The 15,190-nt window shown below is 58.1% G+C and carries 11 protein-coding genes and 2 pseudogenes; 10 read left to right on the forward strand and 3 right to left on the reverse strand.

Going from position 1 to position 15,190, the window contains the following annotated elements; all coding sequences use genetic code 11:
* Window positions 1–219: 219 nt before the first annotated feature.
* Window positions 220–834, reverse strand: a pseudogene (locus tag AC6I6X_RS10730) (transposase); the annotation flags it as partial.
* 229 nt (window positions 835–1,063) lie between these two features.
* On the opposite strand from AC6I6X_RS10730, the gene AC6I6X_RS10735 reads away from it, so the two are divergent.
* The gene (locus tag AC6I6X_RS10735; RefSeq protein ID WP_497930521.1) at window positions 1,064–1,285 is read left to right on the forward strand and encodes a hypothetical protein; all 222 of its coding nucleotides are present in this window, start codon (window positions 1,064–1,066) and stop codon (window positions 1,283–1,285) included.
* 201 nt (window positions 1,286–1,486) lie between these two features.
* Here AC6I6X_RS10735 and AC6I6X_RS10740 read toward each other — a convergent pair.
* Window positions 1,487–2,261: pseudogene (locus tag AC6I6X_RS10740) on the reverse strand (NAD-dependent epimerase/dehydratase family protein); the annotation flags it as partial.
* Between the two features lie 216 nt (window positions 2,262–2,477).
* Between AC6I6X_RS10740 and aglF the strand changes: the two are divergent.
* Together aglF and AC6I6X_RS10750 are read left to right on the forward strand one after the other, a co-directional pair.
* Entirely contained in the window at window positions 2,478–3,236 is a 759-nt protein-coding gene (gene aglF, locus AC6I6X_RS10745; RefSeq protein WP_497930522.1) for a UTP--glucose-1-phosphate uridylyltransferase AglF, read from the forward strand.
* A 134-nt stretch (window positions 3,237–3,370) separates the two neighbouring features.
* Window positions 3,371–4,078, forward strand: a complete 708-nt coding sequence (locus AC6I6X_RS10750) for a sugar phosphate nucleotidyltransferase (protein WP_497930523.1) — start codon at window positions 3,371–3,373, stop codon at window positions 4,076–4,078.
* Window positions 4,079–4,080: 2 nt separating this feature from the next.
* Here the strand turns inward: AC6I6X_RS10750 and AC6I6X_RS10755 are convergent, their stop codons facing one another.
* Complete coding sequence (locus AC6I6X_RS10755) at window positions 4,081–5,067, reverse strand: GDP-mannose 4,6-dehydratase (protein WP_497930524.1); 987 nt, start codon at window positions 5,065–5,067, stop codon at window positions 4,081–4,083.
* A 916-nt stretch (window positions 5,068–5,983) separates the two neighbouring features.
* Here AC6I6X_RS10755 and AC6I6X_RS10760 point away from each other — a divergent pair.
* The 7 genes from AC6I6X_RS10760 to AC6I6X_RS10790 are packed head-to-tail and all read left to right on the forward strand — an operon-like array spanning window position 5,984 to window position 15,183.
* Entirely contained in the window at window positions 5,984–7,294 is a 1,311-nt protein-coding gene (locus AC6I6X_RS10760) for a glycosyltransferase family 2 protein (RefSeq protein ID WP_497930525.1), read from the forward strand.
* Window positions 7,291–8,400, forward strand: a complete 1,110-nt coding sequence (gene wecB, locus AC6I6X_RS10765) for a non-hydrolyzing UDP-N-acetylglucosamine 2-epimerase (protein ID WP_497930526.1) — start codon at window positions 7,291–7,293, stop codon at window positions 8,398–8,400. The genes AC6I6X_RS10760 and wecB overlap by 4 nt, the downstream gene beginning before the upstream one ends.
* Window positions 8,397–9,713 carry a nucleotide sugar dehydrogenase gene (locus tag AC6I6X_RS10770; RefSeq protein WP_497930527.1) on the forward strand — a complete coding sequence of 439 codons (1,317 nt, stop codon included), beginning with the start codon at window positions 8,397–8,399 and terminating at the stop codon, window positions 9,711–9,713. The genes wecB and AC6I6X_RS10770 overlap by 4 nt, the downstream gene beginning before the upstream one ends.
* A gap of 3 nt (window positions 9,714–9,716) precedes the next feature.
* Window positions 9,717–10,937, forward strand: a complete 1,221-nt coding sequence (locus AC6I6X_RS10775) for a glycosyltransferase family 4 protein (protein ID WP_497930528.1) — start codon at window positions 9,717–9,719, stop codon at window positions 10,935–10,937.
* Window positions 10,934–12,724, forward strand: a complete 1,791-nt coding sequence (locus tag AC6I6X_RS10780) for a heparinase II/III domain-containing protein (protein WP_497930529.1) — start codon at window positions 10,934–10,936, stop codon at window positions 12,722–12,724. The genes AC6I6X_RS10775 and AC6I6X_RS10780 overlap by 4 nt, the downstream gene beginning before the upstream one ends.
* 36 nt (window positions 12,725–12,760) lie before the next feature.
* Window positions 12,761–14,239, forward strand: coding sequence for a flippase (locus AC6I6X_RS10785; RefSeq protein ID WP_497930530.1), 1,479 nt, complete (start codon window positions 12,761–12,763; stop codon window positions 14,237–14,239).
* Window positions 14,240–14,298: 59 nt separating this feature from the next.
* A complete protein-coding gene (locus tag AC6I6X_RS10790; protein WP_497930531.1) occupies window positions 14,299–15,183 on the forward strand; it encodes an alkaline phosphatase family protein in 885 nt (294 codons plus the stop codon).
* The last annotated feature ends 7 nt before the right edge of the window (window positions 15,184–15,190 follow it).

Consider the following 15,190-nt stretch of genomic DNA (forward strand, 5'->3'; position numbering starts at 1 on the left):
CTTCCTCAGCGGGCGTCGAAGACGCGAGCAGAGAGGGGATACACCGCCCGCACGACTCTTAATTGTTCTAATCAGAACATTCACCTAATCATGACCACTAGCAGAGAGCAAATCGCTGTGGATGCGTTTTCCGTATCTGCAAGTCGCGTCGTCGAAGCAGGAAGCCCCTGCCTCAAGGAACGAGTGGCGGTAGCCGCGAGTGAGTAGGCAGGGGTAGTTCACTGGGCGACTCTCGTGTTGACGGGCAAGCCGTCTGATTTTCTGGTCGTCGTAGCCGTTGTCCCCGAGTAGGATGTCGATAGTCTCGGGGTTGCGTTTGCTCAACGACGGAGCGATCTGGCTATCGTGTTTTCGTGTCGTCGTCACGCGTAGAGCAAGGACTGCGTTCATTTTGGAATCGACTAGCCGCGTTACCTTGAGTTACTGAATCGTGAGGTTGGCTCGTTTCGTGTAGTGTTTCGAGGCGTGACGGCGGTCGAAGCCCGAAGCATCGATCCCCGCAACGCCGTTGGTCGGGAGCAGTGAAACAGAGAGATTGAGAAGCACTCGCCAGACGGCCATATCGAGTCTATCGAACGCTTTGCACAGTGTTGATGGGGCAGGCAGTTCAGTGAGATTGATCGCGTTCCGACTACGGGGCATCTCGATGAGTTCGTCGAGAAGTATTCGATACGTCGTATCCTTTCGAACGTTGAGACAGAGGAGAACGATGTGCTGATGGAGCGTGTAGCGTTGCTTCGAGAACTTCGAGGAGTATCGAGCTACGGCACGTTGCGCTAACTGAAATGCTTCCTCGACAAACCGGCGCAACCGAGACTCTGGGAGGGTCTGCATTTACTCGAACTACCGACTGAACCGGTCTCTCACGAAGGATTTCACCAGAGCTAGTGCGACCCAAATCGGACGCCGACTACCCGGGGTCGCAGTCCCACCGATCGGGGTCGAGGTGGCAATCACGTTAGCGCGTTGGGAGATGAGAGTACCGGTGAGGACGATACCGCCATTGACTCGTTCTGCGGGTTCTCTGCGAAACGCTTTCCGAGGACTCGCTCGTAATACGGCTATGTCCACGACCGTCTCAACGCCAGACGCAGACGAGAAATGTGCATACTGTGAGTCGCGTATTTTTGACCACGACCCGATCTGTATCCGTGACTGTACTGATAACTGCGGGTCACCAGTGTACTTTTGTAACTACGCCTGTCTCTCGGCGTATATCGACGACAACGGCCTCATGACGGGTAATGCGTGTGAGTGGACACCCGACGATAACGACTGTTGCTAATCGGTCATCGCGTTAGGTTCGCACGGGCCGTGACCGTGTGGTTCCCGTCAACCAGATCTGAAGCACGGGAGTGCACCAGAGCCCGTGGTGTCGGTTTCTGGGCCGCGATTGGATCGCCCGCCATTCCGCCGGTGAATTCACCGAATGAGAGCCGACGCCCGTGCCGACGCAGCTCAGTCCGGAGACCGTGCGCGCCTCGGATTACTGGGATGACGGCTCTGCTGCGGCGTCCGTGTACTGAGTACAGACGCGTCGGAGCCCCTCGTCGAAGTCGATCGCGGGTGCCCAGCCGGTCGCGGCCTCGAACGCCGACGTATCGGCGCACGTGTCGTGGACGTCCACGTCGTCGGGGATCGGGTTTGCGACGTACTCCGGGTCGATATCGCTCCCTAATTCGTCGTTCAGCATCGCGACGAGCTCGTTGAAACTGTAGGCGTCGCCCGTGCCGAGGTTGTAGATGCCAGTGAGTTGGTGCTCGGCAGCGAGTTCGAGCCCCCGGACGATGTCGGAGACGTGGGTGAAGTCCCGCGTCTGCGTGCCGTCGCCGTAGAGGACGGGGGCGTCGCCGTTGGCGAGATCGTCGGCGAACTGCGCGATCACGTTGGCGGACTCGCCCTTGTGTGCTTCCGCCCCACCGTCGCCCTGGTCGACCGAGAAAAAGCGCATGCCGGCGACGTGCATGTCGTAGTGGGTCGCGACGTACTCGCCGTAGCGTTCCCGCGCGAGTTTGGAGGCTTCGTACCCCGTGTTGACGGTGACGTCCATGTCGATGGGTGACGGCTCGGTGCGACTGCCGTCGATCGACGAGGTCGACGCGTAGACGATCGTCTCGCAGCCGTCCGCCCGGGCCTGGTCGACGACGTTGACGACCCCCTCGACGGTGACGCGAGCGCCACGAGCGGGATCGTCCATCGTGCATCGCGTACGAGGACAGCACCGCGAGGTGAAAGACGACGGCGACGTCCTGGGTGGGGTCACGGGCGCCCGCGTTCTCGAGTGTGTCGGCGACGATCGGCGTGCCCGCGTGGCCGAGCGCCGCGAACCAGGTCGCGATCGTCGTCCCCGCGGAGCCGCCCCCGATGACGCTGCTCTGCATTAGGGTGTGGCGACAGCGATGACCGTGCTGATACTGCGACGAGATATTACCAGAAGCCAGAAAGTCTTTGTAGCTCTATTGGGCTACCTGTTAGCGATGCAAGCAGTCGTACTCGCGGCGGGGGAGGGGACGCGGCTCCGGCCGCTCACGGAGAACAAACCGAAAGGGATGGTCGAGGTCGACGGGGAGCCGATTCTCACCCACTGTTTCGATCAGCTGATCGAGCTCGGCGCCGAAGAACTGGTCGTCGTCGTGGGGTATCTCAAAGAGAAGATCATCGACCACTACGGCGACGAGTATCGGGGCGTGCCGATCACGTACACCCACCAGCGCGAACAGCAGGGGCTCGCCCACGCCCTGCTGACCGTCGAAGAGCACATCGACGACGACTTCATGCTGATCCTCGGCGACAACGTCTTCCAGGCGAATCTGCAGGACGTCGTCCGGCGGCAACAGGAAGACCGCGCGGACGCCGCGTTCCTCGTCGAAGAGGTCGCGTGGGACGAGGCGTCGCGATACGGGGTCTGCGACACGAACAAGTACGGCGAGATCACCGACGTGGTCGAAAAGCCCGACGATCCGCCGTCGAACCTCGTGATGACCGGCTTCTATACGTTCACGCCGGCGATCTTCCACGCGTGTCACCTCGTGCAGCCGTCGAATCGCGGCGAGTACGAGATCAGCGAGGCGATCGACCTGCTGATCCAAAGCGGGCGGACGATCGACGCGATCGGCCTCGACGGGTGGCGGATCGACGTCGGCTATCCCGAGGATCGCGAGGAGGCCGAACGGCGGTTGCAAGCGGGCGAGGACGGAGAAGACGGAGACGTGACCGTCGAGTACGCGTCCGACTGAGTCCACGAACTGAATTCAGACTTCTACTGGCGGGCACTTCCTTCAGGTTGACATATCTGAAAACGGCAGTCGTGCCCATCGTCATGCGACCGAGGGAGCGGACCTTTTTGCCGATCGGTTCGGTATCAGGTCGTATGCAAGCCGTCGTGCCCGCGGCGGGGACGGGAAGCCGCCTGAGACCACTGACGGACGACCGGCCCAAAGCGCTCGTCTCGGTCGCCGGACAGCCGCTGCTCACGCACGTGTTCGAGACGCTGTGCGACGCGGGGATCGACGAGTTCGTCGTCATCGTTGGCTATCAGAAAGCGCAAATCATCGCCCACTACGGCGACGACTATCGGGGGATGCCGATCACGTACGTCCACCAGCGCGAGCAACTCGGGCTGGGCCATGCGGTGGCGCTTGCGGAGCCCTACATCGACGGCTCGTTCGTCGTCCTCAATGGCGATAACGTGTTCGCCGGGCGCATCGATCCGGCGATCGAGCCGGTCGGCGAGCCCGAGACGGACGGTGCGGTGCTCGTCGAGGCGGTCGATCGGGCCACCGCGCGCGAAACGGGCGTCGTCGACGTCGAGGACGGCGTCGTGTCGGCGATCGTCGAGAAACCGGCCGAGCCACCGACCCGGCTGGTGACGACCGGGTGTTACGTCCTTCCCGACGCCATCTTCGATGCCCTCGAACTCCTGGCCCCGTCCGATCGCGGGGAGTACGAACTCAGTGAGGCAGTCGGCGTTCTCGCGTCGGCCGGGTTTCAGATCGAGCCCGTGCGATTGTCGGCCCCACGAGTCAACATCAATCGGCGAGCGGATCTCGAGCGGGCGAGTCAGCTCTTCGACGCCTGAGATTACGAGCTACGCACGAGCGGATCGTACCACTCCCGGTTCTCGCGGTACCAGTCGATGAACTGGGCGAGGCCCTCGCGGATATCGGTGGTCGGTTCGTAGCCGAGCAGGTCGTTAGCCTTCGAAATATCGGCGTGCGTGTGTTCGGCATCGCCCTCACGCGCCGGGCCGAACTCGAGCTCAAGCGACGGATCGATCGCGTCGCGGACGACCTCGGCGAGCGTCCGGATATCGATGTTATCGGTCGAGCCGACGTTCATGATCTCGCCGTCGGCGCTGTCGTCGGTCAGCAACTGCGCGTTGACCCGTTTCACGTCGGTCACGTAGGTGAAATCACGTGTCTGGGTCCCGTCGCCGTAGATGACCGGCGGCTCGCCGTGGAGACACCGCGAGACGAAGTTCGTCATCGCCATGTTCGGCCGCATCCGTGGGCCATAGACCGTGAAGTAGCGCAACGCGACCGTCGGGAGGCCGTACACCTCGTTGTAGACCCGGGTGTACTGTTCGGTGGCGAGTTTGGAGACCCCGTACGGCGACACCGGGGTCGTCGGATGGGCCTCGTCGTACGGCAGATACTCCGGTTTGCCGTAGACCGACGAGGAGGAGGCGACGACGACGCGATCGACATCGTGTGTGCGTGCAGCCTCGAGCAGAGTGATTGTTCCGTCGACGTTGTACGCGTTGACCTTCGCCGGCTCTTCGACGCTCTTGCGCACCCCCGCCTGGGCCGCCTGGTGATAGACCACGTCGGCCTGCGCGACGAGGTCGTCGACGAGGTCGTCGTCGGTGATCGAGCCCTCAACGAGTTCGTAGCTCCCGTCGGAGTCGGCGGCTGCGGTGCGTGCCGCCTCGACGTTGTGCTCTTTGATGCCGAGATCGTAGTACGGTTCGAAGTTATCCAGGACAGTCACGTCGTGACCGGTCGCCGCGAAGTGTTCGGCGAGATGGCCGCCGATGAAGCCGGCCCCACCTGTGACGAGAACGTGCATTGGGCAGGTGTGTCGTGTCCGTCTACAAAAACGATTCGACCTCGTAATCACTCTATTGTACAGAGTCGATCGCTGGCTATATTTTTGGGATAACAATGGTCAAGGCACCCATCTAACCGCTGTCTCAAAGACGGTCTTGAGGCCTCGTCATCGCTTGCGAACCGGAGCGGCCGTTCCACCAGCTCGTAAGAGCGAACGTCCGTCGAGCCTGGACCCTCGGCGATGTACGTCCACGTTCTGAGGTCACTGATCGGTTCACGATCCCTCCTAGCACGACGCTCGGGGGAACAACAATTCGCCGCTCGATAGCCGACAAGGAAACACCTCGCGGCCCTCGATTTCACGGGCACGCTGATCGGGCCCAGACGCAAATGACGAACGGCCACGACCTGCGATCGTTATCTGAACGCAGCGAGGAGGCGGGCAAACCTGTGCGGCGACTGATGATCACCCACACGTACAGCAGGCGACGCGGCGCGCTCACGGGTCGGCGAACGGTTGCAACTCACATGCGCCATAACTGTATCGACCTACCACATGGAAAATTCGTATTTACGACCTGACAGTCGGTCGAAGGGGAGGAACCGCCCCACGAGACCCAACAACAGGGCGATTGTTCAAAGCCAATAGATATTTATCGATTCTCTCTATAGTACTGTCTGACTGAAATATTAGTAATGGTATTGGTCCGTATGAATGATAGATGGGAGACAGGCGGCGCCGTCGAGAGGGCTGGGGACGATCGCGCGGGTATGACTGCTACACTGGTACAGGGGCAGAGCCACACTCACGCAACAGTGAGTGGTGTGCAGGCGGGCGACGGTGGAAGCGCCGAGCAGGGTGAACCGTTGTGTCCCCGCGGTCGTGACGCCCACAGCGGGGCTGGCGCCGACAACGGCAGTGAATGTATGACAATATGAATTCAGGAGGGAACGCATCACCTACCACGACGACGTACACCGAGGCCAACCTCACGTCGGACCTCGCACTGGGTGTGTTGCCCGGGGCCGATCGTGATTCGGTCATCGGGACGGCGCTGCGAGCGTGTGCTGAAGACATGACTGTCTTCATCGCCGCGACGAGCGTCAGTCGGGACCTCTCAACGCGGCTTCGCCAGTTCGGGATCACCGTGCTCGACGTGTCGGTAGACGCTCGTGAGGCCGACATCCGGCAGACGTTCGTCGACGCCGCCGAAGCCGACGGTTATGACGGGCTAATCCTGTGTGAGGCTGGCGCCGAGATCGATGTTGCGGCGAGCCGCCAGCGCGTCCACGACGCCGACGACTTCAGCGTGCCGGCGGTCACGACCGACGCCCGATCAGCGAGCACCGGCCGGCTGGTCGGCATCCCGGCGTACAACGAGTCCGTCGGCATCGGGAGCACGGTCCTCACGGCCCAGCAGTTCGCCGACGAGGTCGTCGTCATCGACGACGGCAGTGCCGACAATACGGTCGAGATCGTCCGGCAGACCGACGCGACGCTGCTCGAACACGAGACCAACAAGGGGAAGGGCGGGGCGTTACAGACGTTCTTCGAGTACGCACGTGCGAGCGACCACGACTCGTACGTCGTGCTCGACGGCGACGGGCAGCACCTACCCCAGGAGATCCCAGCAGTCGTCGACCCGGTCGAAGCCGGCGAGGCCGATCTCGTCGTCGGGAGCCGGTATCTCGAAGGCACCGGCGCCGACGAGACGCCGTTTTATCGTCGGTTTGGCCAGCAGGTGCTCGATTACCTGACGTTCGGTTCGAGCGGGACCAAGCTGACGGACACCCAGAGCGGGTTCCGGGCGTTCTCGCCCGCGGCGCTCGACGAGCTATCGATCCGGACCGACGGGATGGGCGTCGAAAGCGAGATGATCGCTGCTGCGCAGGAAACGGATCTCACGATTCAGGAGGTGCCGATCGACGTCCGCTACGAGGGGATCGACGGCCAGACGCTCAACCCCCTCCACCACGGCCTTTCGGTGGCGACCTTCCTGTTGCAACTCATCCGCGATCGCCATCCGCTGCTGTTCTTCGGCGGGCCTGGTGTCGTGATCGGGGCGGCAGGCGTGGCCCTCGGCGTTGACGCCGTAGTCACGTTCAACGCCGAGGGCGTCTTCCTGCTCGGGCGGACGATGGTGGGCATGCTCCTCACCGTCATCGGATTGCTCGGCGTGTTCTTTGGTCTCGTCCTCAATCGAATGTCAACTATGGTTACTGAACTGACGGAGGCGGAGCGATGAGTCGCGCGACGGACGTCACGATCGTGCTGGGCACCCGCCCGGAGATCATCAAACTCGCACCGGTGATCCGGGCGTGTGAACGTAGCGACATTGCGTACTCGGTGATCCACACCGGCCAGCACTACTCTGACTCGCTCGATTCGGTGTTTTTCGACCAGCTCGAACTCCCGGAGCCGGATCACCACCTCGGCGTCGGGTCCGGCACGCACGGTGAACAGACGGCCGCGATGCTGGTCGGCATCGAGGAGATTCTCCTCGAGGAGGACCCGGATGCGGTGCTCGTCCAGGGCGATACGAACTCGGTGCTCGCCGGCGCGCTCGCGACAAGCAAGCTGGAGATCGAGATCGGCCACGTCGAAGCCGGCCTGCGGAGCTTCGATCGGTCGATGCCCGAGGAGACGAACCGCATCGTGACCGATCACGTCGGCGACTACCTCTTCGCCCCGACCGAGCAGTCCCGCCAGTACCTGCGCGACGAAGGGGTCGCCGACGAGCGCATTTACGTGACCGGGAACACCGTCGTCGACGCCGTCGAGCAGAATCGCGACCTGGCCGAGCGCAAAAGCGACGTGCTCGATGAGTTAGGCCTCGAGCCCGATGGGTTCGCCCTGTTGACGGCCCACCGGGCCGAAAACGTCGATGACGAAGCCCGGTTCCGCGACCTGCTCGCCGGCGTCGATCGCGCGGCGGCGGATCTCGATCTCGAAGTCGTCTACCCGATCCATCCCCGCGCCGAGAACAAACTCGAGGAGTTCGACCTCGCGGTGCCCGATCGGATTCGACTGATCGAACCGCAGGACTACCTGGACTTCCTGACGCTCGAGAGTGCGGCGGCGGTGATCCTGACGGATTCCGGCGGGGTCCAGGAAGAGGCGTGTATCCTCGACGTCCCGTGTGTGACCCTCCGGGAGAACACGGAACGGCCGGAGACGATCGAGGTCGGTGCGAATCGGCTCGTCGGCACCGACCCGGAGGCGATCGTCGACGGTGCGCGCGAGGCCGTCAATGCGATGGCCTACTGGGAGAACCCGTTCGGCGATGGGACCGCAGCCGAACAGATTCTGGACGCGCTGGCGATCCCGACACCACCAGAGGTGAGACAATGAGTACGATCTGTGTGCATGGCCTGGGCTATATCGGCCTCCCGACCGCTGCAATGTTCGCCAACTACGACCACGACGTCGTCGGCTACGATACGAGCACGGAGGTGGTCGACCGGCTCGCCGAGGGTGAGGTGCACTTCGACGAACCCGGGCTGCGGGCGTTCGTCACGCAGGCCCTCGAGTCGGGCAACCTCTCGGTGAGCGACGAGGTCGTGCCGGCGAAGTACCACATTATCGCCGTGCCGACGCCGTTCGACGACGAACAGAAAGAAGCCGATCTCGAGTACGTCGAGGCCGCCGGCGAGGCGATCGCACCGCACCTGCGAACGGGCGATACCGTTATTTTGGAGTCGACGGTCCCACCAGGGACGACGGTCGACGTCCTCCAGCCCGTCCTCGAGGAGTCCGGATTGAATGCAGGCAACGACTTCGCGCTGGTCCACTGTCCCGAGACGGTCCTGCCCGGGAACATCATCACGGAACTCCGCCAGAACAACCGGATTATCGGTGGCGTCAACGGCGTCTCGACTGAGGCTGCGGTCCGGCTCTACGAGTCGTTCGTCGAGGGCGAGATCCGCACGACCGCGAACGCGACGACCGCCGAGTTCGTGAAGCTGATCCAGAACACGTTCCGGGATACGAACATCGCGCTGGCGAACGAAATCGCAAAGCTGGCCGCGGACTACGGCATCGACTCGCGGGAAGCGATCGATCTCGCAAATGAGCATCCGCGGGTAAATATCCACCAGCCCGGCCCTGGTGTTGGCGGCCACTGCCTGCCGATCGACCCGTGGTTCCTCGGGCAGACCTCCGAGGAACTGGATTTGATCGAGACGGCCCGGCGGATCAACGATGGGATGTCCGAATATGTGATCGAACTGCTTGAGGAGGAACTCGGCACGCTGGCCGGACGGAAAATCGCTATTCTCGGCGTCGCCTACAAGGGTAACGTTGGCGATACGCGTAAGAGTCCGGGGTTGAAGCTGGCACGGGATCTGCAAGCGGCGGCGAGTGCGGACGCGAAAGCAGTAGCGACAGACGGCGGTTCCGGCGTTGAAGTCTCGTTTGCGGAGGACGACGCCGATATTGACGTCGCCCTCCATGATCCGCACGTCGACGATCAAACGCTCCAGTTGGAGGGCCTCGAGGACGCGCTCGCGAACGCCGACGGGATCGTCATCGCGACGGATCACGACGAGTACGCGGAGCTCGAGCCCGCCCAGATCGAGACTGACGACGCGATCGTGATCGATACGCGAGCGATCATCGACGAACCGGCATGGCGAACGGCCGGATTCGACGTTGTTTCTCTCTGAATGATGAGTTCGAACGCGGATTCCGACTCGGTCGTGATCGTCTCCCAGCACTACCCACCGGATAAATCCGGGAACGCCTCGCGTGTCCACGACACCGCGAAACATCTCACGACCGAAGGCTGGGATGTAACGGTGCTCGCACCACCACCGGCGTTCCCACACGGGCAGTTCGACCGCAGTTGGGAGCGAAAGCGGACGCGAGACAACGACGGGGTGACGGTCCATAATCTGTGGGCCTGGCAGCCGACGGCCGAGGACCCTGGGTTCGTGAGTCGAATGGCGTACTACATCCTCTTTCCGCTACACGCACTGCTCTGGTTGCTCGTTCATCACCGGGATGTCGACGCCATCATCACGTCGTCGCCGCCGATCTTTACGGGGCTCGCTGGATTGCCGTTCGGCCTCATCGGTCGCACACCGTGGCTCGTCGACGTGCGTGACCTCTGGATCGATGCCTCGGTCGGATTGGGATTCATCAAAGAAGGTGGCCTCGCCGAACGACTCAGCCGGCGGTACGAGCGTCTGGTGTTGTCGACTGCCGATCGCATCACGGTAACGACGTCCATCCTCGGTGATCGGGTCGCCGACCGCTATGGGCTCGATCGCGAGAAGATCGTGCATCTCCCGAACGGGGTTGATACAAACGAGTTCGAGCCGACGGGGTCGGACTCGGAGCCCACGATCGTCTACACCGGGAACGTCGGCCATGCACAGGACCTCAAGTCGTGTGTTCGCGCGATGTCCCGTCTCGAGCATCCGGAGGCGACGCTGAAGATCGTTGGTGACGGCGACATCAAAGGGGACCTCGAGGCGATCGCGCGTGAGGAGAACCTGAACGGAACCGTCGAGTTCACCGGGTTAGTCCCGCGCGAGGAGGTGCCGGCGATCCTCGACGAGGCGATGATTGGGATTGCGCCGCTCAAATCGGACGACTCGCTCGAATACGCGGTGCCGACGAAAGCGTACGAGTACATGTCCTACGAGCTGCCGGTCGTCGCTACGGGTATCGGTGAGTTGGAATCGCTCATCGAGACCTCGGGTGGGGGCTACCACGTCGAGAACGATCCCGATGCGATCGCGGCGACGTTCGAGTCGCTGCTTGAGGATGGGGAGACCCGTGCGGAACTCGGGAAGAACGGGCGAGAACACATGATCGAACACTACGATCGTGGCGTGGTTGCGGGCCGATTAAGCAGGACGTTAGACGAGGTGAGAGCAGCGTGAGCCAGCCGGACGATGACTCACAATCAAAAGGGCGGTTATCGTTCTTTGCAGACCCGTCGAACTGGCCGCTGTTCTATCATACGGCCAAGAACATGAAGCCGAGACAGTTGGCAGGTATCGCCGAACGGAAGGCCCGCCACGCTGTGATTCCGCGGTTACCGATCGATTTCGATCGGCGGTACGAGCAACGGGTTCCGAACACGCTCGTCGTCACGACACAACCGATCGCGGACAACTCCGATCGACTCAGAAAGAGTCTGGATGAGTCAGAACGCGATCGGTATCGGAACCTCGTTCAGGAGGCTTCAGACGGACGAATCACGTTTCTCAATCGGTCGATCGAGTTTGGGGATGAGATCGATTGGGAGCACGAGCAACTCGATGCGTACCCGTTACTCTGGCGGCTGAAACTCCAGTCGTTTGAGTTCCTCGAGTGGGCCGTGCTCGGGTTCGGCGACCCTACCGAAATCGAAGACGTCCACACGCGGTTCCAGCGGTGGCTCCTCTCTTGGACCGCTGATAATCCGATTGGGGACCGCAAGTACCTTCGCCGATCGTGGATCCCGCACTCCGTCTCACTGCGCATCCTCCATTGGAGTCGCTACGCAGCCTGGTGTGACCAGGCGGATCTTCCCGTCGATAACCGCCTGTACCGCCAAATCTACAAAAATGCGCTCTTCCTCGAGAACCACATCGAGTTTGAGGTGGGCGGCAACCACCTGATCGAGAACGCGATCGCGCTCGTGATGGCCGGCGTGCTCTTCGAGGACCACGACACCGGTTGGGCCGAGACTGGATTGGAGGTGCTCGATCACGCCAGCGAGACCCAGTTTCTGGCCGATGGTGGGCACTTCGAACGGAGTCCGATGTATCATATAATGGTTCTCCGTCGGTTTATAACGGCGTTGAATCTACTTTCGGATCGAAGTTCGTCAATTGGTCCAATCCGTGACGCCGCAGAACGTGCGTTAGGTTTTCTCACCGAAATCAAAGGGCCAGCCGATGAATTCCCGCTATTGAACGACTCTGTAGAAAATGAGCAGATCGGGGCGAAGGCCTGTCTTTCGTATGGAAAGAATTGCTCGCTCACCCCCACACAAATTTCACTCAATTGTCCAGAGGGATCTGGATTCTGGAAAATGAGTTCAAAGAGGAGTACACTTCTCATAGATGTCGGTGATGTTGGTCCATCACATTTACCTGCACACTCACATAATGACCAGCTAAGTATATTACTCTGGGTTGACGAGAACCAACTCCTCACAGATACAGGAGTGTATGATTATGCTAATAATCGCCGACGAAATTACGCGCGTAGTGTTGAAGCACATAATACAGTTCAGTTTAACGATACAGAACCGATCGACATTGGCGGTAGCTATTTAATGGGCAAACGTACTTCAGTAGAAACTAATAAAAGAAATTCGAGAATTCAAGCATCTTATAAAAAAGAATCAGTTTTAGGAAAAGAATACAAACACAATCGAGAGATTGGAATGACTCAAACAGGATGGAAGATAACAGACATTGTTGATGCACCTATTGATGACACGGTTACAGTTCGATATCACTTCCATCCTACGATAACCATTAGTGAAACCGATGATGGCGGATTCAAAACGTATCGGAAAGGGAAAAAAGTGGCAGAGTTCAATTTTTCGGGAGTGGACCGTCAGAAATGGATACGGAGTCCATTTTTCTACCAATATGGAAAAGAGGAGTATCGTCCTATGATCGAAGTATCTGCTAATATTCATACTCCGATATATACAGAAATTACTATATAATAAATTATAATACTACAAATATATTTAATATTAAATATGGATATAAAAAGTATAGGTAGTCGATTTAGAGCGGAATTCGGAGCTAGAGTAATCGCAATGGGTGTCGGGAGCCTCCTGACAGTTATTCTAGCACGACTACTCAATCCCGACGGCTACGGAATACTATTCCTTGCTATAACGTGTTTCAATATTGCATCAATCTTTAGCCGATTTGGGATCGCGAAATCCGCAGCACGATATATATCCGAGTATAAGGAGAAAGACCCCAGTCAAATACCACATATAATCCACTATTCATTAGTACTGAATATTCTAACTTCTCTTGTAGTCGGCGGGATTTTTTTCTTGGGCGACTCCACGATAGCAAACTTCTTAGAGGAACCGAGATTATCCGACTTGTTCGTATTCGGTCCTCCATTCATAATTTTATATACCTTAATGGACTACTCTAGGACTATCTTCCAGGGTTTGGAAGATATTAATCATGCAGCACTAGTAAGAGTATCCGAACGGGTAATCAAGTTTGGAGCAATCATCACGCTCATTTTGTTTGGGTATGGCGCTACTGGTGCAATAGTCGGATACGTTATCGGGTATTTCTGTTCTTCTGCCTTTGGTCTCGGATACCTCTACTTTAACTACTACCGCAAATATACGAAATCAGATACGATTGATGCAAACCTGCGAAGACGAATCGCTGAATATTCGGTCCCAGTTACGCTAACCAACTCTGCTGACAGGCTGGAAAAACAGGTTGACGTGCTTATCGTCGGATTCTTATTAACCCCTGCAGCAGTAGGATTTTATTCTCTGGGGAAACAATTGATGCAGTTCATTAGCATTCCGATATCCGCCCTTGGATTTGCAATCTCTCCGACATTAGGGAGCAAAAAGGCGAGCGGTGACGTATCCGAAGCAGCTAGTATTTATAGGGCATCTCTCTTGAACTCCCTCTTGATATATTTCCCAGCGGCAGCAGGACTCTTTCTCCTTGCAGAACCGAGTATTCTGATAATCTTTGGGGAAGAGTATCTCGGGGCGGTTCCCGTATTACAAGTTTTTTCAGTCTACATTATTCTTCGGTCTATTACCCATGTTACTAGTAACGGGTTGGACTTTCTCGGTCGAGCCAAGATCCGCGCAATAACAAAATCGATCACAGCCGTGCTGAACGCCATTCTGACAGTGATTATGGTCATTCAATTCGGTGTAGTCGGTGCTGCTATCGCTACCGTGCTCACCTTCTTTATTTACACGACCGTCGTGTTCCACATCGTCAGATCCGAGTTTGATTTAGATCTTATCGATCTTTCGAATCATATGGCGAAAATTATTGTTGTTACTATATTCATGTCCATGCCAATCTATCTTCTATCTGGACATATAGACAATATTTTCACACTGTTCGCTGTTATAGCGTTTGGTGCTGGACTTTCCATGATCGGATCATTGCTTACTGGCGCCCTCGAAATAAACCATCTAAAACAGATAGTCGGGTCATTGCTCGACTATTGAATGATTTAAAGGCGAATCATGAACTGAAGGCTTAAATGGATTCAGATTAGTTGTGGACTATGTCACTGCTGGAGAAAGCACAGGTGGTAATAAATAACCCGCGACGTCTCCTCGTAGAGGGAAATCGATTGTTCTACAGCAGAGGATATACCCTCGATAAAAATCCAGAGGGAATCAACTTTCTTGAACGGGATTGGGATACGTTGATCATTTTGGACGCTTGTCGATACGATACTTTTGAGCGCGTGGCCGACATCCCGGGCGAGACTCATCATGCCATATCACTCGGTAGTACCAGCAGAGAAGTCATTTCTGCTAATTTTAAAAATAAGGACTTACTCGATACCGTCTACGTTTCCGCCAACGGCTGGTTTCAGCGACTCAAAGATGATATCAATGCCGAACTCTTTCGGTTTATTTATACCGACCGCGACGCAGCGGAGGGATTGACCTCACGTCCGAGTACGGTAACAAAACAGGCTCTAGAAGCACACGAAGAGCATCCGAACAAACGATTGATCGTTCACTACATGCAGCCCCATCAGCCGTATTTGGGAGAAAAAGGTGACTGGATCAAACACGGGGCTGCCCTCCCGGAAACTGTCAGTGAGAACGGCATAACCGAGAAGGAATTATACGAAGCGTATCAAGAGAACCTTGAGCTCGTACTAGATCAAGTAGAACGGTTATTGGAGGGAATACCAGGGAGAACGGTTGTCACAGCCGATCATGGTGAGTTACTCGGCGAAATGCAGTCTCCAATCCCGGTACGGGATTACGGGCACCCAGGGGGGATTTACGTAGATGAGTTGGTCAAGGTCCCGTGGCACATCTATACTTCAGGATCACGAGAAATCAACTCCGCAGATGAGCCATTTTCTGAGACGGATGACAGGGGAGACGACATAGACGAACATCTCGAGGCTCTCGGCTACAAGATTTGATCTGCGG

This window comes from Halosolutus sp. YCN4 (assembly GCF_059736495.1).

Coding starts and splice junctions, on each gene's coding strand:
- AC6I6X_RS10790 (WP_497930531.1), top strand. CDS start 14,299: ATGTCACTGCTGGAGAAAGCACAGGTGGTAATAAATAACCCGCGACGT.
- aglF (WP_497930522.1), top strand. CDS start 2,478: ATGCAAGCAGTCGTACTCGCGGCGGGGGAGGGGACGCGGCTCCGGCCG.
- AC6I6X_RS10770 (WP_497930527.1), top strand. CDS start 8,397: ATGAGTACGATCTGTGTGCATGGCCTGGGCTATATCGGCCTCCCGACC.
- AC6I6X_RS10735 (WP_497930521.1), top strand. CDS start 1,064: ATGTCCACGACCGTCTCAACGCCAGACGCAGACGAGAAATGTGCATAC.
- AC6I6X_RS10750 (WP_497930523.1), top strand. CDS start 3,371: ATGCAAGCCGTCGTGCCCGCGGCGGGGACGGGAAGCCGCCTGAGACCA.
- AC6I6X_RS10775 (WP_497930528.1), top strand. CDS start 9,717: ATGAGTTCGAACGCGGATTCCGACTCGGTCGTGATCGTCTCCCAGCAC.
- AC6I6X_RS10785 (WP_497930530.1), top strand. CDS start 12,761: ATGGATATAAAAAGTATAGGTAGTCGATTTAGAGCGGAATTCGGAGCT.
- AC6I6X_RS10760 (WP_497930525.1), top strand. CDS start 5,984: ATGAATTCAGGAGGGAACGCATCACCTACCACGACGACGTACACCGAG.
- AC6I6X_RS10755 (WP_497930524.1), bottom strand. CDS start 5,067: ATGCACGTTCTCGTCACAGGTGGGGCCGGCTTCATCGGCGGCCATCTC.
- wecB (WP_497930526.1), top strand. CDS start 7,291: ATGAGTCGCGCGACGGACGTCACGATCGTGCTGGGCACCCGCCCGGAG.